Origin of the sequence: Pseudomonas sp. FDAARGOS_761 (assembly GCF_013343155.1) — a bacterium.
Taxonomy (GTDB): domain Bacteria; phylum Pseudomonadota; class Gammaproteobacteria; order Pseudomonadales; family Pseudomonadaceae; genus Pseudomonas; species Pseudomonas aeruginosa.
This window is the reverse complement of record NZ_CP054572.1, coordinates 2044988-2066420: the sequence shown is the minus strand read 5'-3', so window position 1 is coordinate 2066420 and position 21433 is coordinate 2044988. Positions and strand designations below refer to the sequence as shown.

General features: G+C 66.1%; 21 protein-coding genes. 14 read left to right on the top strand and 7 right to left on the bottom strand.

The window, feature by feature from the left end:
- The first annotated feature begins 131 nt into the window (after positions 1 to 131).
- Genes FOC67_RS09850 through FOC67_RS09840 form a run of 3 tightly spaced genes read left to right on the top strand, consistent with a single transcriptional unit; the run spans position 132 to position 2575 of the window.
- Complete coding sequence (locus FOC67_RS09850; protein WP_003088040.1) at positions 132 to 1136, top strand: GlxA family transcriptional regulator; 1005 nt, start codon at positions 132 to 134, stop codon at positions 1134 to 1136.
- Between the two features lie 22 nt (positions 1137 to 1158).
- Positions 1159 to 1401 carry a DUF1272 domain-containing protein gene (locus FOC67_RS09845; RefSeq protein ID WP_003088038.1) on the top strand — a complete coding sequence of 81 codons (243 nt, stop codon included), beginning with the start codon at positions 1159 to 1161 and terminating at the stop codon, positions 1399 to 1401.
- A gap of 4 nt (positions 1402 to 1405) precedes the next feature.
- On the top strand, positions 1406 to 2575 hold the full coding sequence (locus FOC67_RS09840; RefSeq protein ID WP_009314591.1) for an MFS transporter: 1170 nt from the start codon (positions 1406 to 1408) through the stop codon (positions 2573 to 2575).
- Positions 2576 to 2633: 58 nt separating this feature from the next.
- On the opposite strand, the gene nfuA is transcribed toward FOC67_RS09840, so the two are convergent.
- Together nfuA and FOC67_RS09830 are read right to left on the bottom strand one after the other, a co-directional pair.
- On the bottom strand, positions 2634 to 3218 hold the full coding sequence (gene nfuA / locus FOC67_RS09835; protein ID WP_003088034.1) for a Fe-S biogenesis protein NfuA: 585 nt from the start codon (positions 3216 to 3218) through the stop codon (positions 2634 to 2636).
- A 122-nt stretch (positions 3219 to 3340) separates the two neighbouring features.
- Positions 3341 to 5629 (bottom strand): fatty acid cis/trans isomerase, encoded by a 2289-nt coding sequence (locus FOC67_RS09830; RefSeq protein WP_009314592.1) that lies wholly within the window; start codon positions 5627 to 5629, stop codon positions 3341 to 3343.
- A gap of 361 nt (positions 5630 to 5990) precedes the next feature.
- On the opposite strand from FOC67_RS09830, the gene tsi1 reads away from it, so the two are divergent.
- From tsi1 to FOC67_RS09810, 4 genes are all read left to right on the top strand, one after another.
- Positions 5991 to 6509, top strand: a complete 519-nt coding sequence (gene tsi1, locus FOC67_RS09825) for a type IV secretion system immunity protein Tsi1 (RefSeq protein ID WP_009314593.1) — start codon at positions 5991 to 5993, stop codon at positions 6507 to 6509.
- Positions 6510 to 6550: 41 nt separating this feature from the next.
- Entirely contained in the window at positions 6551 to 7015 is a 465-nt protein-coding gene (tse1, locus tag FOC67_RS09820; protein ID WP_009314594.1) for a type VI secretion system effector peptidoglycanhydrolase Tse1, read from the top strand.
- 274 nt (positions 7016 to 7289) lie between these two features.
- Entirely contained in the window at positions 7290 to 10994 is a 3705-nt protein-coding gene (gene metH / locus FOC67_RS09815; RefSeq protein ID WP_009314595.1) for a methionine synthase, read from the top strand.
- 14 nt (positions 10995 to 11008) lie between these two features.
- On the top strand, positions 11009 to 11371 hold the full coding sequence (locus FOC67_RS09810) for a YggL family protein (RefSeq protein ID WP_003108731.1): 363 nt from the start codon (positions 11009 to 11011) through the stop codon (positions 11369 to 11371).
- A gap of 30 nt (positions 11372 to 11401) precedes the next feature.
- On the opposite strand, the gene FOC67_RS09805 is transcribed toward FOC67_RS09810, so the two are convergent.
- Both FOC67_RS09805 and FOC67_RS09800 read right to left on the bottom strand, forming a co-directional pair.
- On the bottom strand, positions 11402 to 11899 hold the full coding sequence (locus FOC67_RS09805; RefSeq protein WP_003122823.1) for a prolyl-tRNA synthetase associated domain-containing protein: 498 nt from the start codon (positions 11897 to 11899) through the stop codon (positions 11402 to 11404).
- A gap of 13 nt (positions 11900 to 11912) precedes the next feature.
- Positions 11913 to 12275: a DUF1883 domain-containing protein gene (locus tag FOC67_RS09800; protein ID WP_003122824.1), complete on the bottom strand. Its 363-nt coding sequence runs from the start codon at positions 12273 to 12275 to the stop codon at positions 11913 to 11915.
- A 37-nt stretch (positions 12276 to 12312) separates the two neighbouring features.
- Between FOC67_RS09800 and FOC67_RS09795 the strand changes: the two genes are divergently transcribed.
- From FOC67_RS09795 to FOC67_RS09780, 4 genes are all read left to right on the top strand, one after another.
- A complete protein-coding gene (locus tag FOC67_RS09795) occupies positions 12313 to 13353 on the top strand; it encodes an RNA methyltransferase (protein WP_003132762.1) in 1041 nt (346 codons plus the stop codon).
- A gap of 64 nt (positions 13354 to 13417) precedes the next feature.
- Positions 13418 to 13645: a DUF2970 domain-containing protein gene (locus FOC67_RS09790; RefSeq protein ID WP_003088007.1), complete on the top strand. Its 228-nt coding sequence runs from the start codon at positions 13418 to 13420 to the stop codon at positions 13643 to 13645.
- Between the two features lie 410 nt (positions 13646 to 14055).
- The gene (locus FOC67_RS09785) at positions 14056 to 15714 is read left to right on the top strand and encodes a nitrite/sulfite reductase (protein ID WP_009314597.1); all 1659 of its coding nucleotides are present in this window, start codon (positions 14056 to 14058) and stop codon (positions 15712 to 15714) included.
- Complete coding sequence (locus tag FOC67_RS09780; RefSeq protein ID WP_009314598.1) at positions 15698 to 16195, top strand: DUF934 domain-containing protein; 498 nt, start codon at positions 15698 to 15700, stop codon at positions 16193 to 16195. The genes FOC67_RS09785 and FOC67_RS09780 overlap by 17 nt, the downstream gene beginning before the upstream one ends.
- A gap of 64 nt (positions 16196 to 16259) precedes the next feature.
- On the opposite strand, the gene FOC67_RS09775 is transcribed toward FOC67_RS09780, so the two are convergent.
- Positions 16260 to 16841: a TetR/AcrR family transcriptional regulator gene (locus tag FOC67_RS09775; protein WP_003098179.1), complete on the bottom strand. Its 582-nt coding sequence runs from the start codon at positions 16839 to 16841 to the stop codon at positions 16260 to 16262.
- A gap of 122 nt (positions 16842 to 16963) precedes the next feature.
- Between FOC67_RS09775 and FOC67_RS09770 the strand changes: the two genes are divergently transcribed.
- Positions 16964 to 17401: a hotdog fold domain-containing protein gene (locus FOC67_RS09770; RefSeq protein WP_003098177.1), complete on the top strand. Its 438-nt coding sequence runs from the start codon at positions 16964 to 16966 to the stop codon at positions 17399 to 17401.
- Between the two features lie 94 nt (positions 17402 to 17495).
- Positions 17496 to 18371 carry an alpha/beta fold hydrolase gene (locus tag FOC67_RS09765; RefSeq protein ID WP_003087999.1) on the top strand — a complete coding sequence of 292 codons (876 nt, stop codon included), beginning with the start codon at positions 17496 to 17498 and terminating at the stop codon, positions 18369 to 18371.
- Here FOC67_RS09765 and FOC67_RS09760 read toward each other — a convergent pair.
- On the bottom strand, positions 18358 to 19350 hold the full coding sequence (locus tag FOC67_RS09760; RefSeq protein WP_003087998.1) for a YhdH/YhfP family quinone oxidoreductase: 993 nt from the start codon (positions 19348 to 19350) through the stop codon (positions 18358 to 18360). The two genes, FOC67_RS09765 and FOC67_RS09760, sit on opposite strands and share 14 nt — an antisense overlap.
- A gap of 58 nt (positions 19351 to 19408) precedes the next feature.
- Positions 19409 to 20434, bottom strand: a complete 1026-nt coding sequence (gene sohB, locus FOC67_RS09755) for a protease SohB (RefSeq protein ID WP_003087997.1) — start codon at positions 20432 to 20434, stop codon at positions 19409 to 19411.
- A 233-nt stretch (positions 20435 to 20667) separates the two neighbouring features.
- On the opposite strand from sohB, the gene FOC67_RS09750 reads away from it, so the two are divergent.
- A complete protein-coding gene (locus FOC67_RS09750; RefSeq protein ID WP_004349259.1) occupies positions 20668 to 21378 on the top strand; it encodes a histidine phosphatase family protein in 711 nt (236 codons plus the stop codon).
- The last annotated feature ends 55 nt before the right edge of the window (positions 21379 to 21433 follow it).

Genomic DNA, 21433 nt, shown 5'->3' with positions numbered 1-21433 from the left:
GTGCCGAGGCGATACCAGCCATCGGCGCAGCGGGACGCCCCGGCGAGCGAATGGCAAGATCCGTGGGCCAACTGGCATTGCGGCCAGGTCCGAAGGAGGCCAGACTGCCGCCATCGCCATGAGGTCATGCCATGCCCGAACCACGCCTGATTGCCTGCCTGATCTATCCCGACGTGATGAGCCTGGACGTGACCGGACCGCTGCAGGTATTCGCCTCGGCCAACGTCGAACGCCAGCGCCAGGGTCTGCCGCCTTTCTACCGGATACAGGTGCTCGGCGAGCGTAGCGAAGCGGTGCCCAGTTCCGCGGGCATCCGCATCTGCGCCGACCTCGCCTGGCGCGACTGTCCGCCGGAAAGCCTGGACACCCTGTTGGTGCCCGGCGGCCTCGGTGTCGAGGCGCAGACCCGCAACGCCGACCTGCTCGCCTGGCTGAAAGCCGCCGAACCGCGCATACGGCGGCTCGGCTCGGTGTGTTCGGGAGCGCTGATCCTGGCCGCCGCCGGGGTTCTCGACGGGCACCCGGCGACCACCCACTGGGCCGACGTGGCGACGCTGCGCCAGGGGTTTCCCGGCGTCCATGTGCAAGGCGACCGCCTGCACACCTACGACCCGCAGTGCCGCGACGGCGACGCCCACATCTTCACCTCGGCCGGCGTCACGGCGGGCATCGACCTGGCCCTGGCGCTGGTCGAGGCCGACCTCGGCCGCAGCCTGGCGCTCAGCGTCGCGCGACGCCTGGTGATGTTCCTCAAGCGTCCAGGCGGCCAGGCCCAGTTCAGCGCCTGGCTGACCCCGGAACCGAGCCGCACCCCGCGCCTGGCCGCGCTGCTGGAGTGGATTCCCGCCAACCTCGCCGGCGACCTGTCCCTGGAAGCCCTCGCCGACCGGGCCTGCATGAGCCCGCGTACGCTGTCCCGGGTATTTCTCCAGGAATTGGGCGTGGCGCCCGGTCGCTACGTCGAGCGGGTTCGCCTGGAGGCCGCGCGCGCCCTGCTGCAGGACGCCCAGGCATCGATCGCCACGGTGTCCCGGCTGTGCGGCTTCGGCCATCCGGAAAACCTCCGGCGGACGTTCCACAAGCATCTTTCGGTCAGCCCCCAGGAATACGCCGAACGCTTCGGCATGCTGGCCTGACGCTCCCACCGAGGACCTTCCCATGCTGGAACTGCGCCCCAACTGCGAGTGCTGCGACCGCGACCTGCCCGGCGACAGCGGCGACGCGCTGATCTGCACCTTCGAGTGCACCTTCTGCCGCGATTGCGCGACGACCCGCCTGGGCGGCCAATGCCCGAACTGCGGCGGCGAACTGCTGGCCCGGCCAAGGCGTCCGCGGGATGCGCTGGTCCGTCAGCCCGCCTCCAGCCGGCGCGTCGTCAGGCCCGGCGGTTGTCCGGAGTGACGCCATGCTGCTACGCAACCCGACCCTGCTCCTGCTGTTCTGCGGCCAGGCCCTGTACTGGTCCTGTTCGCTGATCGGCATAACCCTGACCTCGCTGGTCGGCGTCCAGCTGGCGCCGTTGAACAGCCTGGCCACCCTGCCCCTGGCCCTGCTGGTGCTGGGCAACCTGCTGGCGGTGCAGCCGTTGTCGCACTTCATGCAGCGCCACGGCCGACGTCCCGGGCTGATGCTCGGCGCCGGCGGCGGCGTGCTCGGCGGTCTGGTCTGCGCCGCCGGTGTCTGGACTGGCGATTTCCTCTGGTTCTGTCTCGGCGCGCTGGGCATCGGGGTCTACCAGGCCTCGGCCATGTACTACCGGTTCGCCGCGCTGGAGGCGGTGGATGCCGGGCGGAAAGGCCGCGCCAGCGCTTACGTGCTCGCCGGCGGGGTACTCGCCGCGCTGCTGGCGCCGAGCCTGGCGCTGTGGTCGCGCAACGCGCTGGCCCAGCCCTTCGTCGGCGCCTATCTGCTGATCGCCGCGCTGGCCCTCGCCGGCCTGCTGCTGATGGCCCTGCTCCGCGAAGGCCAGGCGCCGCGCCCGGCACGACTCGCCTGGCGCGACATAGGCGGCCTGTTGCGGCGGCCGGTGGTCCGCGCGGCCATCGCCTGCACCGCGGCCGGACACGGGTTGATGATCCTGATCATGAACGCCACGCCGCTGGCCATGAGCTTCTGCGGCCTGCCGCTGGAACAGTCGAGTCGGGTCATCCAGTGGCACGTGCTGGGAATGTTCCTTCCGGCGTTCTTCGCCGGAGCGCTGGTCGACCGCATCGGCAACCGTCGCGTCGCCCTGCTCGGCGCGTTCCTGCTCGCCGCAAGTGCCGGCATCGCCCTGGGTGGACAGTCGGTCATGCATTTTCTGCTCAGTTCGCTGGCCCTGGGCAGCGGCTGGAACCTGATGCTCATCGCCGGCACCACCCTGCTCGGCGAGGGCCACGCCGAAAGCGAGCGCGGCGCCGCGCAAGGATTGATGGAGCAAGGCAACAGCCTGGTGGCGGCGCTGATGTCGTTCGGCTCCGGCGCCCTGATCACCAGCCTTGGCTGGAACGCGGTGAACCTGCTGGTCTGGCCGGCGCTGCTGGTGGCGCTGGCACTGCTCTGGCCGGTACGGCGAACGCGGACGCTGTCGCGCTGAAACGCCGGCAACGAAAAAGGCGACCTTGCGGTCGCCTCTTCTGCTTTACGGAAACGCCTCAGTAGTAGGCGTTCTCCTTGTTGCTGTGGTCGGTCACGTCGCGCACGCCCTTCAGTTCGGGAATACGCTCGATCAGGGTCTTCTCGACGCCATCCTTGAGGGTCATGTCGACCATCCCGCAGCCCTGGCAACCACCGCCGAAACGCAACACGGCGATGTTGTCCTCGACCACGTCGACCAGGCTCACCTGTCCGCCGTGGCTGGCCAGGCCGGGATTGATCTCGGTCTGCAGGTAGTAGTTGATGCGTTCGGTGATCGGGCTGTCCTCGTTGACCATCGGCACCTTGGCGTTCGGCGCCTTGATGGTCAACTGGCCGCCCATGCGGTCGGTGGCGTAGTCCACCACCGCGTCTTCGAGGAAGGGCTCGCTGACCGCATCGATCCAGGCAGTGAAGTCCTTCAGGGCGATGGCGGTGTCCTCGACCTTTTCCTCGCCCGGCTTGCAGTAGGCGATGCAGGTTTCCGCGTACTGGGTACCCGGCTGGGTGATGAAGATACGAATGCCGATACCCGGGGTGCTCTGCTTCTCCAGCAACTCGGCCAGATACGCTTGGGCAGCTTCGGTAATGGTGATGGCGCTCATGGCAACTCCTCGCAAATATGCCGACAGTTTACGCCAATCGGTACTTGCGGATAAAGCCCTAGTAAATTAGTAGGAATAATTCGCGATAACCGACCCGCCCCTTGCGGAGCGGGTCGCGAGACTCAGAGGTTCTCGTAGCGATTCATGTCCAGCGCGCCCGCCTCGACCGGCTCGGTTTCGCGGATGTACGCCTCGAGATCGTGGAAGTAGCTCCAGAACCGCGGATTGCTGCGGCGCACGCCCCAGCGTTCGACCACCTTGTCGAAGTCCTCGCTACTCTTCGCCGCCTCCAGGGCGCCGACGAAGGCCTCGGCATCCGTCGCCGGCAGATCGAACATGAAGTTCGGGTAGCTGGACAGCACGCCCGGGTAGATCGTCAGGGTGTCCAGGCCCGGCTGGTAGCGCAGCGACTCGCCGAGCATGAAGGCGACATTGCTGTGCGCGCGGTTGCGCAGCACGGTATAGATCTCGCGCTTGCCGCTGGACGTACGTATCCGCAGCATGGTCGCCTCGGGGAAGCGCTCTATGACCTTGAGGCCGGCCGCCGGCCGGCTGACCAGGCGACTGAAGGCCTGCTCGGCGTCCTGCAGTTCGCGGTCGATGCCCGGTCGATAGCAGTTGCCGTCCAGGCAGCGGTTGATCGGGTCGGGGCGCGCATTGAGGTCGCCGTAGCGACGCAGCAGTTCTTCGGCGAAGGCCTTCTTCGGCTGCTTCTCCGGCAATCCCAGCGCGCTCGGCGTGTCATCGTCGAAGGCCTGGTAGTCCATCCACATCTTCAGCTTGCCGCTGTTCTGGTACCAGTCGTCAAGCAACGGCTGGCGCGCGTCGACCGGCATCAGGCGGAGGAAGTTCTGCTCGGCGCCGTTGCGGATCAGGTCGAAGTACAGACGCGTCTGCGCCTGGTGCGAGACGTTGCCGAAGACATCGAAGTTCACCACCAACCCGTAGTAGGTTCGCTCGAACAGCGGGTAGTCCATCAGCCACAGGGTCTGCGGTACCTCGCCAAGCAGGCCCTTGCGCACCGAGGCGCTGTCGAACTGGCGGAAGATGCTCAGCAGGGCGTTGTCGTTGCCGTGCCAGATCGTGTTCCAGGTCGGCGGCGGCGCGTCGGCGTAGACGTCCTGGCGCAGGTCTTCGTACTCGTTGCGCTTGTCCCGGTAGGCGCTCCACAGGCCGAGCAGGTTCTTCAGCTCGTCGATCTGCCCCGGCAAGGCCAGCAGCGGCTCGCTCTGCGCGCGGAAGTTGGCGTCGGTGACGAACAGGTCCTGCTCGGGGTCCTGGAATACCACCCAGAAGTTGTCGCGGATCACGTCGGTGGCGATCTGTCCACGGCACACCGGCCCGCGGATGAAGGTACGGGTGAAGTACTCGGCGTTGTCCAGCATGAACTGGTAGCGCGCCCGTGGCGGGATCGCGGCGAAGGTGACGAACGGGTTGGCGCGGCTCTGCACGCCGTAGCCGGGAACCTTGTCGGTGTTCCACTGGGTGCCGAAGAACAGCTCCTGGACGCGTTCCAGCTTCTTCGCCGTCAGCGGATAGGTGATGTGCGTCTTGTGGACGATCACGCCCTGGATCGGCCAGAGGCGGTAATAGAAGCTGTTGCCCGGATCGTCGTTGGGACGCCGGGTCGGGATCGGGTCGATCGGCTGGCCGCTGGGCGTGCGTGAACGCACCAGCTGGAAGAAGTGGCCGGGCGCGCCCTGTTCCGGGAAATACAGGTGCGCCAGGAACAGGTGCTCGTAGAGCCAGCGCGAGACCAGGCTCTGCTTGGCCCCAGGCTGGTTGAGGAAACGCTCCCAGCTGGCCACCTGGCGCGCCTCGGCGGCGGTCGGCCGCAACGGCTGCTGGTCGACCGGGGCGCCCGCGGCCAGCCACTTCTGCAAAGTGGCGTATTCGTCGTCGCTCAGCCCGGCCACCGCGAAAGGCATGCCGGAACCTGGGTTCTTGCGGATGAACGCATCGATGCTGGCCGGCGTCGGGCACTGGTTGGCGCGGTTGATCGAAATGTCCAGGCCTTCGGGGATCTTCGCATTCGGCTGCAACGGCTGGCTGTGGCCAAGCTCGAGCATCCGCGCCATCAGTGCGGCCTGGCCGTCCTGCGGTTCGAGCACCGACCAGAAGTCCTTGCGCCGCCAGGCGTCGGCACCGTGCGCATCGAGGTACAGGCGGGTGGTTTCCTGCGCCTTGGTCCGCGTGCCGTCGTAGACCGGCAGTTGGTTGGCGCCGCGCTGCGCGCCCTCGGCGCTGCTCAGGTTGAGCTGGCAGGGCGAGTCGTAGCAGGCGTGGCAGGCGACGCACTTGGCGGTAAAGATCGGCTGGACGTCACGGCTATAGGAAATTTCAGCAGCGGAAACAGACTGGATAAAAGACGACAAAACGAAGGCCAACCCAACCAACGGTCTTGGCAACATGAACCACTCCTCACTCGGCGACGGGCGATTCTAGCAAACCCGCCTCTCTGCGCCGCACTTTCACAACGGCGGGCGAACTCGCCCCGGGCCTGAGCCGCCATTTCGCCAGCATTCCACCGGCTTCGGCCGCCACGTATGCTAGCCGGGCTCCCAGGCCCGCCCTGGCGATCAAGGACGATGACTTCGAGGAAACAGGGATATGTTTCGACTCGCCGCGCCCCATCCGCGCCCGTTCGCGTGCGCCCCACGTCCCCTCTTCGCCGCTTTCCGCCTGCTGTCGCCAGGCGGCGCTTCCGTTCGCGCCCGGCGCGGCCTGGTCCATCCTTTCGCCGCCCTGGCGGCCCAACGGAGAACCCGCCCCATGAAACTGCTCGCCGGCAGCTTCGCCGCTCTCTTCCTGAGCCTTTCGGCCCAGGCGGCGGACTGTACTTTCACCCAGCTGGAAATCGTGCCCCGGTTCGGCTCGCCGAACATGTTCGGCGGCGAGGACGAGCACGTCCGCGTGATGTTCAGCAACGAGGATCCCAACGACGACAACCCCGATGCCTTTCCCGAACCGCCGGTCTACCTGGCCGACCGCGACAGCGGCAACGATTGCCGCATAGAGGACGGCGGCATCTGGTCGCGCGGCGGCGTGTTCCTGAGCCAGGACGGTCGGCGCGTGCTGATGCATGAATTCAGCGGCTCCAGCGCCGAGCTGGTGTCCTACGACAGCGCCACCTGCAAGGTGGTGCACCGCGAGGACATCTCCGGCCAGCGCTGGGCGGTGGACAAGGACGGGCTGCGCCTGGGAGAGAAATGCTCGGGCGAATCCGTCGACAGCTGCGCGAAGATCGTGAAGCGTTCGCTCGCGCCGTTCTGCCAGACCGCAAAGAAATGATCCGGGCCGGAGCGCCCCTTATCGACACGCATAGGTGATACATGGACAGTCTCGATCAATGCATCGTCAACGCCTGCAAGAACAGCTGGGACAAGAGCTACCTGGCCGGCACCCCGAACAAGGACAACTGTTCCGGCTTCGTCCAGTCGGTGGCCACCGAGCTGGGCGTACCGATGCCCCGCGGCAACGCCAACGCCATGGTCGACGGCCTGGAGCAGAGCTGGACCAAGCTCGCCTCCGGCGCCGAGGCCGCGCAGAAGGCGGCCCAGGGCTTCCTGGTGATCGCCGGCCTGAAGGGCCGCACCTACGGGCACGTCGCGGTGGTCATCAGCGGTCCGCTGTATCGGCAGAAGTACCCGATGTGCTGGTGCGGCAGCATCGCCGGCGCGGTCGGCCAGAGCCAGGGCCTGAAGTCGGTCGGCCAGGTATGGAATCGCACCGACCGCGACCGCCTCAACTACTACGTCTACTCCCTGGCCAGTTGCAGCCTGCCCAGGGCCAGTTGATTCAGGCCGTGCTGCGAATGAGCCAGACTCATTCGCAGCACGATTCCCCACGAGCATCCCGACTCCACTCGCCCGCCCCTTCGCCGCCCGCCTGCGCACTCCGACCTCCGCATTCCGCCCGTATGCTGCGACAAAACGGCGCCAGGGGCTTTTCCGGCCCGCGGATGAACATCTTTCAACTTGAATGAAATTCATGGTCCAGCCACCCCCGGTCGGAAAGCCCCTGCCTTTGTTATGCTTTTCACCTTTCCGCCCACTGACGCCAGGTCCATCCATGTCCAGCCCGCTCACCGATCGCAGCGCCCGCCTGCAAGCCCTCCAGCACGCCCTCAGGGAACGTATCCTGATCCTCGATGGCGGCATGGGCACCATGATCCAGAGCTACAAGCTGGAAGAGGCCGACTACCGCGGCGAGCGCTTCGCCGACTGGCCGAGCGACGTGAAAGGCAACAACGACCTCTTGCTGCTGAGCCGCCCGGACGTGATCCAGGCCATCGAGAAGGCCTACCTCGACGCCGGCGCCGACATCCTCGAGACCAATACCTTCAACGCCACCCAGGTGTCCCAGGCCGACTACGGCATGCAGTCGCTGGCCTACGAACTCAACGTCGAAGGGGCGCGCCTGGCTCGCCAGGTGGCGGACGCGAAGACCGCCGAGACCCCGGACAAGCCGCGCTTCGTCGCCGGCGTGCTCGGCCCGACCAGCCGCACCTGCTCGATTTCCCCGGACGTGAACAACCCCGGCTACCGCAACGTCACCTTCGACGAGCTGGTGGAGAACTACGTCGAGGCGACCCGCGGCCTGATCGAGGGCGGCGCCGACCTGATCCTGATCGAGACCATCTTCGACACCCTCAATGCCAAGGCGGCGATATTCGCCGTCCAGGGCGTGTTCGAGGAACTCGGCGTGGAGCTGCCGATCATGATCTCCGGGACCATCACCGACGCCTCCGGCCGCACCCTGTCGGGCCAGACCACCGAGGCCTTCTGGAACTCGGTGCGGCATGCCCGGCCGATCTCGGTAGGCCTGAACTGCGCCCTCGGCGCCAAGGAATTGCGGCCGTACATCGAGGAACTGTCGACCAAGGCCGACACCCATGTCTCGGCCCACCCCAACGCCGGCCTGCCGAACGCCTTCGGCGAATACGACGAATCGCCGGCGGAAATGGCCGTGGTGGTCGAGGAATTCGCCGCCGCCGGCTTCCTCAATATCGTCGGCGGCTGCTGCGGCACCACCCCGGCGCACATCGAGGCGATCGCCAAGGCGGTGGCCAAGTACCCGCCGCGGGCCATCCCGGAGATTCCCCGGGCCTGCCGCCTGTCCGGCCTGGAGCCGTTCACCATCGACCGCAGCTCGCTGTTCGTCAACGTCGGCGAGCGCACCAACATCACCGGCTCGGCCAAGTTCGCCCGGCTGATCCGCGAGGAAAACTACGCGGAAGCTCTCGAGGTCGCCCAGCAGCAGGTGGAAGCCGGCGCCCAGGTGATCGACATCAACATGGACGAAGGCATGCTGGACTCGAAGGCGGCCATGGTCACCTTCCTCAACCTGATCGCCTCCGAGCCCGACATCTCGCGCGTGCCGATCATGATCGACTCCTCCAAGTGGGAAGTGATCGAGGCCGGCCTGAAGTGCATCCAGGGCAAGGGCATCGTCAACTCGATCTCGATGAAGGAAGGCGTCGAGGCCTTCAAGCACCATGCCCGCCTGTGCAAGCGCTACGGCGCCGCGGTGGTGGTGATGGCCTTCGACGAGGACGGCCAGGCCGACACCCAGGCGCGCAAGGAAGAAATCTGCAAGCGCTCCTACGACATCCTGGTCGACGAAGTCGGCTTCCCACCGGAAGACATCATCTTCGATGCGAACATCTTCGCCATCGCCACCGGCATCGAGGAACACAACAACTACGCGGTCGATTTCATCAACGCCTGCGCCTACATCCGCGACAACCTCCCCTACGCCCTCAGCTCGGGCGGGGTGTCCAACGTGTCCTTCTCGTTCCGCGGCAACAACCCGGTACGCGAGGCGATCCACTCGGTGTTCCTCTACTACGCGATCCGCAACGGCCTGACCATGGGCATCGTCAACGCCGGCCAGCTGGAAATCTACGACGAGATTCCGAAAGCGCTGCGCGACCGGGTCGAGGACGTGGTGCTCAACCGCACGCCCGAGGCCACCGAGGCCCTGCTGGCGATCGCCGACGACTACAAGGGCGGCGGCGCGGTCAAGGAGGCCGAGGACGAGGAATGGCGCAGCTACAGCGTCGAGAAGCGCCTCGAGCATGCGCTGGTCAAGGGCATCACCACCTGGATCGTCGAGGACACCGAGGAATGCCGCCAGCAGTGCGCGCGCCCCATCGAGGTCATCGAAGGTCCGCTGATGTCCGGGATGAACGTGGTCGGCGACCTGTTCGGCGCCGGCAAGATGTTCCTCCCGCAGGTGGTCAAGTCCGCGCGAGTGATGAAGCAGGCGGTGGCCCACCTGATTCCCTTCATCGAGGCGGAGAAAGGCGACAAGCCGGAAGCCAAGGGCAAGATCCTGATGGCCACGGTGAAGGGCGACGTGCACGACATCGGCAAGAACATCGTCGGCGTGGTGCTCGGCTGCAACGGCTATGACGTGGTCGACCTCGGCGTGATGGTGCCGGCGGAGAAGATCCTGCAGACCGCCATCGCCGAGAAATGCGACATCATCGGCCTGTCCGGCCTGATCACGCCGTCGCTGGACGAGATGGTCCACGTCGCCAAGGAAATGCAGCGGCAGAATTTCCAGTTGCCGCTGATGATCGGCGGCGCCACCACCTCGAAGGCGCATACCGCGGTGAAGATCGATCCGCAGTACAGCAACGACGCGGTGGTCTACGTCACCGACGCCTCGCGCGCGGTAGGCGTGGCCACCAGCCTGCTGTCCAAGGAGCTGAAGGCCGACTACGTGGCCCGCACCCGCGCCGACTACGCGGTGGTCCGCGAACGCACGGCCAACCGCAGCGCCCGCACCGAGCGGCTGAGCTACGAACAGGCGATCGCCAACAAGCCAGCGTTCGACTGGGCCGGCTACCAGGCGCCGACGCCTTCCTTCACGGGCGTCAGGGTGCTCGACGAGATCGACCTCGCGGTGCTCGCCGAGTACATCGACTGGACGCCGTTCTTCATTTCCTGGGACCTGGCCGGCAAGTACCCGCGCATCCTCACCGACGAGGTGGTCGGCGAGGCCGCCACCTCGTTGTTCAACGACGCCCAGGCGATGCTGAAGAAGCTGATCGACGAGAAGCTGATCAAGGCCCGCGCGGTGTTCGGCTTCTGGCCGGCCAACCAGGTCGAGCACGACGACCTGGAGGTCTACGACGCCGACGGCGACACCCTCGCCACCCTGCACCACCTGCGGCAGCAGACGATCAAGCCGGACGGCAAGCCGAACCTGTCGCTGGCCGATTTCGTCGCGCCGAAGGAAAGCGGCGTGCGCGACTACATCGGCGGCTTCATCACCACCGCCGGGATCGGCGCCGAGGAAGTGGCCAAGGCGTACGAAGCCAAGGGCGACGACTACAACAGCATCATGGTCAAGGCGCTCGCCGACCGCCTCGCCGAAGCCTGCGCCGAGTGGCTGCACGAGCGGGTGCGCAAGGAGTACTGGGGCTACGCCCGCGACGAGCACCTCGACAACGAGGCCTTGATCAAGGAGCAATACGTCGGCATCCGCCCGGCACCGGGCTACCCGGCCTGCCCCGACCATACCGAGAAAGGCACCCTGTTCGAACTGCTCGATCCGCAGGGCCTGTCCGGCGTCAGCCTGACCGAGCACTACGCGATGTTCCCGGCCGCGGCGGTCAGCGGTTGGTATTTCGCCCACCCGCAGGCGCAGTACTTCGCGGTCGGCAAGATCGACAAGGACCAGGTGGAACGCTACAGCCAGCGCAAGGGCCAGGAAGCCAGCGTCAGCGAGCGCTGGCTGGCGCCGAACCTTGGCTACGATGACTGACCAGGAAGGCGACGATGAAATTCCTCACTCCCGAGCAGATGGAAAAGCCGCGCAAGCGCCGCCTGCGCAAGAAACTGCGCCTGGGCGAGTTCCAGGAGTTCGGCTTCAGCTTCGAACTGACCTACGACCGTAGCGCCCTCTCCCACGACGATGCGCTGGACCATCTGATCGACTTCGTCGAGGCCCAGGGCTGGGTGTTCGGTGGCGGAGGCTCGCCGGAACAGGCGGAGATCAGCGGCTACCTGTGCCTGGCGCGGGTCGGCAGCCTGGACGAGGCGGACCGGGAAAGCGCCCGCCTGTGGCTGGAAGCCCAACCCTGGTGCAAGACCTTCGAGGTCGGCCCGTTGAGCGACTGCTGGCACAACTTCTTCGAGTGAAACCGGCGCCAGCAGGCGCGAAGCTGCGACCTACACCCGGATCAGGCGCGGTTCATGCCCCGTGTGGGCGAGAAAGGCCAGCAGGTCTGCGTAGCGAATGCACTCGGTGGCGGTATTCACCAACGGGTGGAAACCGAGCAACTGGTCCTGGCGAATGGCATCGTCGAGCAACACCTCGACCCTGTGCTGCGGATCGTTGACCAGCGCGAAAGGCGTCACGCAGCCCAGTTCGACGCCGAGGTATTCGCGCAGGCGCTCGACCGAGGCGAACGACAGGCGGCTTTCGCCGATCTGTTCGGCGATGCCCGGCAGGTCGGCCTCCTTGCGCTCGTCGAGCAGCACCAGGTAGTGGCGAGTACCCTTGCGGTTGCGCAGGAACAGGTTCTTGATGCCCTGGTCGGGCAATTCGATGCCCTGCGCGTAATATTCCTCGATGGAGGCGATGGCCGGATGCTCGACCCGCTGGCTGTCGATGGCCAGCTCGCGGAGCAACGCCAGAAGCGCCTGCTCGTCCATTTTCGCACTCATGGGACGCGCGCCCTCAGGTGAACTGCGAACCGGAACGGCGCACGAACTTGATCGACCACTTGAAGTTCGGCTTGCGCGTCACGCTGATCGGGCGCCGGGTCACGGTATCGATGGTGATGTTCCAGAACCCGGTGCTGGGCACCTTGATCTTCGCCGGGAAGCGGTCGAAGGCGCCGCCATGGTAGCTATGCCGCCCGCCATTCTTGAAACTGCGGAAATTGGCGTCGTTCATCAGGCGGATATTGCATTGCTGCGAACACTCGATGACCACGATGTCGTCTTCGTTGAGGTGTTCGCGCTGGTGGACGAATTTCATGGAACGGTTCCGTTGCTGCGGTGGAGCGGAGCGCAACGATAGCACGTCGGCGCCGGCCATACCGCCTCAAGACGGGCAATGGTAGGATGCGCGCCCCATGCGTAGCCAAGACCTCCACCAGCGCCTCGCCGATCTCGGCGCCAAGCCCCTGCATCGCGGGAGGATCGTCCGCGCCTGGCTGCAGGGCCGCGCCCTCGATGCCTGCACCGCCCGCCAGCGGGCCGAGGACTTCCTGCCGCTGGGCGTACGCCATGGTCTGCCCCAGGTAGCCGCGGAACTGGAAGGCATCGCCCGCCTGCACAGCGAGCATCCGGCGAGCGACGGCTCGTCGCGCCTGCTGGTGGAACTGGCCGACCGGCAGATGGTGGAAAGCGTGCTGCTGCCGCGCGGTGGGCTGTGCGTCTCGACCCAGGTCGGCTGCGCGGTCGGCTGCGTGTTCTGCATGACCGGCCGCAGCGGCCTGCTGCGCCAGGTCGGCAGCCTGGAGATGGTCGCCCAGGTGGTCCTGGCGCGGCGTCGGCGAGCGGTGAAGAAAGTGGTGTTCATGGGCATGGGCGAGCCGGCGCACAACCTCGACAACGTCCTCGAAGCCATCGACCTGCTCGGCACCGATGGCGGCATCGGCCACAAGAACCTAGTGTTCTCCACCGTCGGCGATCCCCGCGTGTTCGAGCGCCTGCCCCGGCAACGGGTGAAGCCCGCCCTCGCCTTGTCCCTGCACAGCACCCGCGCCGAACTGCGCCGGCAACTGTTGCCCAAGGCGCCGCCGCTGAGCCCGGAAGAACTGGTGGAAGCCGGCGAGGCCTACGCCCGCCGGGTCGACTATCCGATCCAGTACCAATGGACCCTGCTCGAAGGGATCAACGACAGCCTGGAGGAAATGGACGGCATCCTGCGCCTGCTCAAAGGCCGCTTCGCGGTAATGAACCTGATCCCCTACAACAGCATGGACGGCGACGCCTACCGGCGCCCGAGCGGGGAGCGGATCGTCGAGCTGGTGCGCTACCTGCACAGCCGCGGCGTGCTGACCAAGGTGCGCAACTCGGCCGGCCAGGACATCGACGGCGGCTGCGGGCAACTGCGCGCCAGGGCCACGCAGGGCACGGCGGAACGGCGCATCCCCGCCCGCCAGGCCTGAAGCCACCCTCCTCCCGCCAAGGGTCTAGACTCTCAGGGCAGGTATGGAAAAGGGAGGACCACCGATGGGTATCGAGACGGAAGAACCGAACCAGAAGCCGCCGACCTTCTGGCAGATGCTGCACAGCGTGATGGCTGCCGCCTTCGGCGTACAGAGCGGGCGAAACCGCGCCCGCGACTTCAGCCACGGCAAGCCCGTGCACTTCATCATGCTGGGCCTGCTCTTCACCCTGGTGTTCGTGCTGTTGCTGGCCGGGATCGTGAAACTGGTGCTGAGCCTCAGCGGCCTGTGACCTCTGCGCCGCCGAGGCGGGCTTTCACTGGTGGCTGACCCAGAACACCGCGGTAGCCACCACCAGCAGGATCAGGACGAAGGCCGCGCGGGCGTCGACCACGCTGTCGCGGTTTTCCTGGGTTTTGCTCGGCTCGCTCATGACTCCCCCTGTTTCTTGTGGGTATCGGGACGAAGACATCGAAAGGCACCCTCCAGTTAAGACCAGCGCCGCCCATCGCTCAAGAAAGGCGCCGTTGCGAAGCGGTTATGCTTGCCTGGCGACTTAGTCTTTTCGGTTCTTACCATATACTCAAACATCACTTTTACGCATAAATATGAACTGGTATCGTGCGCCCACTCCGCGTGGAGCGCGTAGCCGTGCGCGCTGGTTAACGCAGTAAGCCGCATAGCCTGACAGCAGGAATATTCATGTACGTATACGACGAGTACGACCAACGGATCGTCGAGGACCGCGTCAAGCAGTTCCGCGACCAGACCCGCCGTTACCTGGCGGGTGAATTGACCGGTGAGGAGTTCCGCCCGCTGCGCCTGCAGAACGGTCTCTATATCCAGCGCTATGCCCCGATGCTGCGCATCGCCGTTCCCTATGGCCTGCTCTCCTCGCGCCAACTGCGCAAGCTGGCGCAGATCGCCCGCGACTACGACAAGGGCTACGCCCACATCAGCACCCGGCAGAACGTGCAGTTCAACTGGCCGGAGCTGGAAGACGTGCCGGAAATCCTCGCCGAACTGGCCACCGTGCAGATGCACGCGATCCAGACCAGCGGCAACTGCATCCGCAACACCACCACCGACCAGTTCGCCGGCGTCGCCCGCGACGAACTGGTGGACCCGCGCCCCTGGTGCGAGATCATCCGCCAATGGTCGACCTTCCACCCCGAGTTCGCCCACCTGCCGCGCAAGTTCAAGATCGCGGTGAACGGCGCGGTGAGCGACCGTGCCGCCATCGAGGTGCACGACATCGGCCTGGAGGCGGTGAAGAACGAGGCCGGCCAGCTCGGCTTCCGCGTCTCGGTCGGCGGCGGCCTGGGCCGGACCCCGATCGTCGGCAGCTTCATCAACGAATTCCTGCCCTGGCAGCACCTGCTCGGCTACCTGGATGCCATCCTGCGCGTCTACAACCGCTATGGCCGGCGCGACAACAAGTACAAGGCGCGGATCAAGATCCTGGTCAAGGCGCTGACCCCGGAAGTCTTCGCCGAGCGCGTCGAGGCCGAATGGGCCAACCTCAAGGACGGACCGAGCACCCTCACCGAGGCGGAAGTCCAGCGCGTCGCCGCGCATTTCGTCGATCCGGCCTACAAGGCCCTCGACGACCTCGATGAATCCCTCGCCCGGCTCGACGCGGAGTACCCCGGCTTCGCCCGCTGGCGCGCACGCAACACCTTCGCCCACAAGAAGCCCGGCTACGTCGCCGTGACGCTCTCGCTGAAGCCCACCGGCACCGCGCCGGGAGACGTCACCGACAAGCAACTGGACGCCATCGCCGATCTCGCCGACCGCTACAGCTTCGGCGAGGTACGCAACAGCCATAACCAGAACATCATCCTCGCCGACGTCGAGCAGGGCGAACTCTTCGCCCTCTGGGGCGAACTCCGTGAACTGGGCTTCGCCACCCCCAACGTCGGCCTGCTGACCGACATCATCTGCTGCCCGGGCGGTGACTTCTGCTCCCTGGCCAACGCCAAGTCGATCCCGATCGCCGAGGCCATCCAGCGCCGCTTCGACAACCTCGACTACCTGTTCGACATCGGCGACATCGACCTGAACATCTCCGGTTGCATGAACGCCTGCGGCCATCACCATGTCGGCCACATCGGCATCCTCGGGGTCGACAAGAAAGGCGCGGAGTTCTACCAGGTCTCCCTCGGCGGCAGCTCGGCGCGCGACGCCAGCCTCGGGCAGATCCTCGGCCCGTCCTTCGCCCAGGAGCAGATGGCCGACGTGATCGACAAGATCATCCAGGTCTACGTGGAACGCCGGACCGAGGAAGAACCCTTCATCGACACCTTCCGCCGTATCGGTATCGACCCGTTCAAGGAGCGCGTATATGCAGCGAATCATTAAGGACCGCCAGGTGGTCGACGACCGCTGGCACTTGCTGCCCAAGGACGCGACCCTGGAAAGCGTGCCCAACAGCGACGACGTGATCATCCCGCTGGCCCTGTGGCTCGAGCACGGCCCGGCCCTGCGCGGCCGCGACGGCGGCCTGGGGGTCTGGCTGGACGCGGACGAGGAGCCGGAAAGCATCGCCGGTGACCTCGACAGGTTCCAGGTGATCGCGCTGAACTTCCCCGCCTTTACCGATGGCCGCGGCTTCAGCAGCGCGCGCCTGCTGCGCGAGCGCTACGGCTACAAGGGCGAGATCCGCGCGATCGGCGACGTGCTGCGCGACCAGCTGTTCTTCATGCGCCGCTGCGGCTTCGACGCCTACGCCATCCGTGCCGACCGCAGCCCGGAAGACGCCCTGGCCAGCCTGGACGACTTCAGCGAGGTCTACCAGACCTCGGTGGAGCAGCCGCTGCCGCTGTTCCGCCGCCGCGGCTGAACCCGGCCCTGACGAAAAAGCCCCGCAGCCGCGGGGCTTTTTCGTTCCCGAGGCCACGGACGCCTCAGGCCGCGCGCACGCTGTCCCAGGCCACCTGCGCCAGCAGTTCGCGACAGTCGGCCAACGCCACCCGGGTTCGCCCGGCCAGCCACTGGCGGGCAAGGTCGTGGGCCGGGCCGATCACCACCGAAGCAAAGCAGTCGTCCGGCATCTCGCGGAACAGGCCCTCGGCCCGATATCCCGCCAGCGCCGCATGGATCCGCGCGAAGTGGGCCTGGTTGTCGGCCCGCAGGCGCTCGCCCAACTCCCCCGCCTCTACCCGCCCGCGGCTGTGCAGGATGAAGCGTGCCCAGTCAGGATTCGCCACGACCCAGTCGATATAGCTGGTGACCAGCAACCTGACCGTTTCCTCGGCGCTGCGCGCCCTGGCGAAGCCGGCTTCGAGCAACGCCGCGTACTGGCCGATCCCGGCCAGGTACAGTTCGCCATGGATGCGTTCCTTGTTGCCGAAATGGTGGTAGAGGCTACCGATGCTCGCTCCGGAACGGTCGCGGATCATCTCGATGGTGGTGGCGTCTACGCCATGCTCGCTGAAGCAGGCCAGGGCGGCCTGGAGAATCTCGTCTTTGCGGGAAGAACGGCCCATGTCGGTCCTTGTCGATAATCGTCGAAACGCTGACTAGAATATTTTTCTAGAATAAATTTCTAACCTTCGTATACTGCCCCGGTGCGCACACATCTTCAATCCTGAAACGCCCGGAGTTTTCCATGAGTCAGATGATGCAGATGTACCAGCAGGTCGGCCCGGCTCAGTTCAGCGCCATGATCGGCCAGTTCGCACCCTATTTCGCCAGCATCGCCCCGCAGTTCGTCGAACTGCGTCCCGGCTATGCCGAAGTCACCTTCCCCAAGCGCCGCGAGGTGCTGAACCATATCGGCACGGTGCATGCCATCGCCCTGTGCAATGCCGCCGAACTGGCCGCCGGGACCATGACCGACGCCTCGATTCCCGCCGGCCATCGCTGGATTCCGCGCGGCATGACCGTCGAGTACCTGGCCAAGGCCACTGGCGACGTGCGCGCGGTGGCCGACGGCAGCCAGATCGACTGGCAAGCCACCGGCAACCTGGTGGTGCCGGTGGTCGCCTATGTCGACGACAAGCCGGTATTCCGCGCCGAGATCACCATGTACGTCAGCCAGGCCTGACCGCCAGGGCGCCCCGGCCGTGCTTTCGGCCGGCTGGAGGCGCCCTGGCGGCCAGCCCTATTCTCGAAGCCGCGAACAGACCACGGAGACCGGCATGAACCCTCCGCAACCACGCCTCATCGATAACGGCAACGGCCATCCGCTGGCCAGCCATTGGTACCGGCCTGCCGGGGAGCCGCGCGGCTATCTCCTGATCGTCCCGGCGATGGGCGTGGAACAGCGCTTCTACGCGCCCTTCGCCGCCTGGCTGGCAGAGCGCGGCTACCTGGCCATCACCTTCGACTACCTGGGCATGGGGCAATCGCGCAACGGCTCGCTGCGCGGTCTCGAGGTCGATGTGCTGGGTTGGGCCCGTCATGACTGCAGCGCCATGCTCGCCGCCGCGCTCGCCGAGAGCGGGAGCAAGCCCCTGTACTGGATCGGCCATAGCCTGGGCGGCCAGATCCTGCCCTTCGTCGAAGGGCGCGAGCGTATCGAGAGGGTCTTCAGCATCGCCAGCGGCAGTGGCTACTGGAAGGAAAACAGCCCGCGGTTGCGCAACAAGGTCTGGTTGTTCTGGTACCTCGTCGCGCCCCTGCTGACGCCGCTACTCGGCTATTTTCCCGGGCGCCGCCTGGGCATGGTCGGCGACCTGCCGCGCGGGGTGATCGAACAATGGCGACGCTGGTGCCTGCATCCGCAGTACGCCCTCGCGGATGGCGAGGCTATCCGCCGCGCCTTCTCCGCCGTACGCACGCCCATCGTGTCGCTGTCGTTCACCGACGATGAAATGATGTCCCGACGCAGCATCGAGTCGCTGCTGGGCTTCTACCGCGAAGCGCCGAAAACCGCCTGGCGCATCGCTCCCGAGGAAATCGGCGCCCGCCACATCGGCCATTTCGGCTTCTTCCGGCCGCAGTTCGCCGAATCGCTATGGGCGGGCTACCTGTTGCCGGAGCTGGGCTCCGGCAACGCCCTCAGCCGAGGTTGACCAGCACCCGGCCGACCAGCTTGCCGGCGAGGATCTGGTTGATCGCCCCCGGCAGCTCTTCGAGGGCGATCTCGCGCGCCACCTCTTCGAGGTTGTCGAGCTTCCATTGCAGCGACAGCTTGTCCCACATGGATGCCTTGACCACCAGCGGCAGCTCCACCGAGTCCACCCCGAGCAGGTTGACCCCGCGCAGGATGAACGGCAGCACCGAGGCCTTGAAGCCGGCGCCGGCGGTCAGGCCGCAGCAGGCGACGCTGCCGCCGTACTGCAACGACTTGACCACGTTGAAGAGGATGTCGCCGCCGACGGTGTCCACCGCGCCGGCCCACTGTTCCTTGAGCAACGGCTTGTCGACGCCATCGGCCACGGTGGCGCGATCGAGGATCTGCTTGGCCCCCAGGCGGTTGAGGAACTCGGCCTGCTCCAGCTTGCCGGTGGCGGCCGCCACGGTGTAGCCGAGCTTGGCCAGCAGTTCCACGGCGATACTGCCGACCCCGCCGCTGGCGCCGGTGACCAGCACCGAGCCATGGTCGGGGCGCAGGCCGCTGCGCTCCAGCTTTTCGACGCAGAGCGCCGCGGTCAGGCCGGCGGTGCCGAGGATCATCGCCTCGCGCAGGCTCAGGCCTTGCGGGCGCTTGATCACCCAGGCCGCGGGCACGCGGATGTACTGGCCGAAACCGCCGGCGGTGTTCATGCCCAGGTCGTAGCCGGTGACGATCACCTCGTCACCGGCCGCGAACTCGGCCACCGAGGACTCGGCGACCACACCGGCGGCATCGATGCCGGGGGTATGCGGGTACTTGCGGGTCACCCCGCGGTTGCCGCTGGCGGACAGCGCATCCTTGTAGTTCAGCGAGGAATACTGCACGCGGATCAGTACGTCGCCCGCCGGCAGGTCGCCGGTATCGCGCTCGACCACCTGCGTTTCGTAAACGCCGTGGGGCGCTTCCGTCACCCACAACGCCTTGAATACAGCCATTTCGACCTCCTCTCGTGAAAACCCTGAAGACAGCGTGTTCGTCCCTGTCGGCGCCGGCCTATTGCCAGAACTTCTGCTGGTTGAGCCGCCCCCACCAGGTCACCAGCACGCGGTCGATAACCACGCTGGCGGCCAGGCCGACGCGTTCCTGCAGGCTCTTGCGCTCGACGAATTGCACCTGGTAGACATCGCGCTCCCTGGCCTGCTCGGCCAGGTACTCGTCGCTGGTCTTGAGTTCGTCCACCAGCAGCTTGCCCAGTGCGGCCTGGCCCAGCCAGACCTCGCCGGTGGCGATCTCGTCCATGTTCAGTTGCGGCCGGTAGTGGGCCACGAAGTTCTTGAACAGTTCGTGGGTCACCTCCAGGTCCTCCTGGAACTTTTCCCGGCCCTTCTCGGTGTTCTCGCCGAATACCGTCAGCGTACGCTTGTATTCGCCGGCGGTAAGCACCTCGAAGTCAATATCGTGCTTCTTCAACAGCCGGTGGACGTTGGGCAACTGCGCCACCACGCCGATCGAGCCGAGGATGGCGAAGGGCGCGGAAAGGATCCGATCGCCGATGCAGGCCATCATGTAGCCGCCGCTGGCCGCCACCTTGTCGACGCACACGGTCAGCGGCACGCCGGCCTGGCGGATGCGCGCCAGTTGCGAGGCCGCCAGGCCGTAGCCATGGACCATGCCACCGCCGCTTTCCAGGCGCAGCACCACCTCGTCGTCCTTGCCCGCCATGCTCAGCACCGCAGTCACTTCGTGGCGCAGTTGCTCGGTAGCCGAGGCCTTGATGTCGCCGTCGAAATCGAGCACGTAGACCCGCGACTTCTGTTCAGGATGTTTCTTCGCCTGCTTCGCCGCCTTGCTCTCCTCCTTGCGCAAGGCCTTGAGGCTGGCCTTGTCGAGGACGCTGTGACGGACCCGCTCGCGCAGGTCCTTGTAGAAATCGTTGAGTTTCTGCACGTCGAGGTGCCCGCCTGCGCCGCGCCGGCCGCGGCCGCGCAGGGCGACGATCACCACCAGCACCACGATGATCGCCGCCAGCACGGTCACGGTCCTGGCCAGAAAGCCCGCATATTCGGCAATGAACTCCACACAACCCCCTCTCTACTGTTGACGCACCCGTCTACGGGCGACACGATTGCGCAAGCATACCCAGGCCACCGACGGGCGGCCAGCGATGCCACTGCCTGGAGAGCCTTTGCAGGGCACGCCCGGAGCAGCCGATAAAGGCAGCGAATGACATTCAAACAAGCGTATGTTTTTTCGTTGACAGCCCTGGGTGATCCTCATACCCTCGCGGAACTTTCACCCGCCGAGGTCCGCCCGTGGGCAGCATCTACCTGATTCGACATGGCCAGGCGTCGTTCGGTGCCGACGACTACGACGTGCTGTCGCCGACCGGCATCCGCCAGGCGGAAATCCTCGGCGACCACCTGCTGAACCTCGGCGTCCGTTTCGACCGCGTCCTCAGCGGCGGCTTGCGCCGCCAGCAGCACACCGCCCGCGCCGCCCTCGAACGCCTGGAGTCCTCCGGGCTGGCCACGCCGGAGCTGGAAGTCGATCCGGCGTTCAACGAATTCGAAGCCGACGCGGTGATCCGCGCGCACCTGCCGGACCTGCTCGAGGAGCAGCCGGAAGCCTTGCACATCCTTCGCCATGCGGCCGAGCATCGGGCCGAGTTCCAGCGCCTGTTCTCCACCATCATCGCGCGCTGGGTTTCCGGCAACCATGAGAAAGATGGGCTGGAAAGCTGGCAGGAATTCCTCGATAAGGTCCATGACGGTCTTCGTCGTCTGCTGGCGCAGGCCAGCGGCAAGGACAGGGTCGCCGTGTTCACCTCCGGCGGTACCATTACCGCCCTGCTCCAACTGATCGTCGGCGTTCCGCCGCTCAAGGCCTTCGAGCTGAACTGGCAGATCGTCAATACCTCGCTGACTCGCCTGAGATTCCGCGGCGAGGAAGTGTCCCTGGCTTCCTTCAACAGTCACGTGCACCTGGAACTGTTGAAGGCGCCGGAACTCATCACCTATCGATGAGCCGGCCTACCGCGACCGTTCCGGTCGCCGAAAAAACCCTAGAAGAAAGGAATAG

Coding starts and splice junctions, on each gene's coding strand:
- FOC67_RS09850 (WP_003088040.1), top strand. CDS start 132: ATGCCCGAACCACGCCTGATTGCCTGCCTGATCTATCCCGACGTGATG.
- FOC67_RS09845 (WP_003088038.1), top strand. CDS start 1,159: ATGCTGGAACTGCGCCCCAACTGCGAGTGCTGCGACCGCGACCTGCCC.
- FOC67_RS09840 (WP_009314591.1), top strand. CDS start 1,406: ATGCTGCTACGCAACCCGACCCTGCTCCTGCTGTTCTGCGGCCAGGCC.
- nfuA (WP_003088034.1), bottom strand. CDS start 3,218: ATGAGCGCCATCACCATTACCGAAGCTGCCCAAGCGTATCTGGCCGAG.
- FOC67_RS09830 (WP_009314592.1), bottom strand. CDS start 5,629: ATGTTGCCAAGACCGTTGGTTGGGTTGGCCTTCGTTTTGTCGTCTTTT.
- tsi1 (WP_009314593.1), top strand. CDS start 5,991: ATGAAACTGCTCGCCGGCAGCTTCGCCGCTCTCTTCCTGAGCCTTTCG.
- tse1 (WP_009314594.1), top strand. CDS start 6,551: ATGGACAGTCTCGATCAATGCATCGTCAACGCCTGCAAGAACAGCTGG.
- metH (WP_009314595.1), top strand. CDS start 7,290: ATGTCCAGCCCGCTCACCGATCGCAGCGCCCGCCTGCAAGCCCTCCAG.
- FOC67_RS09810 (WP_003108731.1), top strand. CDS start 11,009: ATGAAATTCCTCACTCCCGAGCAGATGGAAAAGCCGCGCAAGCGCCGC.
- FOC67_RS09805 (WP_003122823.1), bottom strand. CDS start 11,899: ATGAGTGCGAAAATGGACGAGCAGGCGCTTCTGGCGTTGCTCCGCGAG.
- FOC67_RS09800 (WP_003122824.1), bottom strand. CDS start 12,275: ATGGCCGGCGCCGACGTGCTATCGTTGCGCTCCGCTCCACCGCAGCAA.
- FOC67_RS09795 (WP_003132762.1), top strand. CDS start 12,313: ATGCGTAGCCAAGACCTCCACCAGCGCCTCGCCGATCTCGGCGCCAAG.
- FOC67_RS09790 (WP_003088007.1), top strand. CDS start 13,418: ATGGGTATCGAGACGGAAGAACCGAACCAGAAGCCGCCGACCTTCTGG.
- FOC67_RS09785 (WP_009314597.1), top strand. CDS start 14,056: ATGTACGTATACGACGAGTACGACCAACGGATCGTCGAGGACCGCGTC.
- FOC67_RS09780 (WP_009314598.1), top strand. CDS start 15,698: ATGCAGCGAATCATTAAGGACCGCCAGGTGGTCGACGACCGCTGGCAC.
- FOC67_RS09775 (WP_003098179.1), bottom strand. CDS start 16,841: ATGGGCCGTTCTTCCCGCAAAGACGAGATTCTCCAGGCCGCCCTGGCC.
- FOC67_RS09770 (WP_003098177.1), top strand. CDS start 16,964: ATGAGTCAGATGATGCAGATGTACCAGCAGGTCGGCCCGGCTCAGTTC.
- FOC67_RS09765 (WP_003087999.1), top strand. CDS start 17,496: ATGAACCCTCCGCAACCACGCCTCATCGATAACGGCAACGGCCATCCG.
- FOC67_RS09760 (WP_003087998.1), bottom strand. CDS start 19,350: ATGGCTGTATTCAAGGCGTTGTGGGTGACGGAAGCGCCCCACGGCGTT.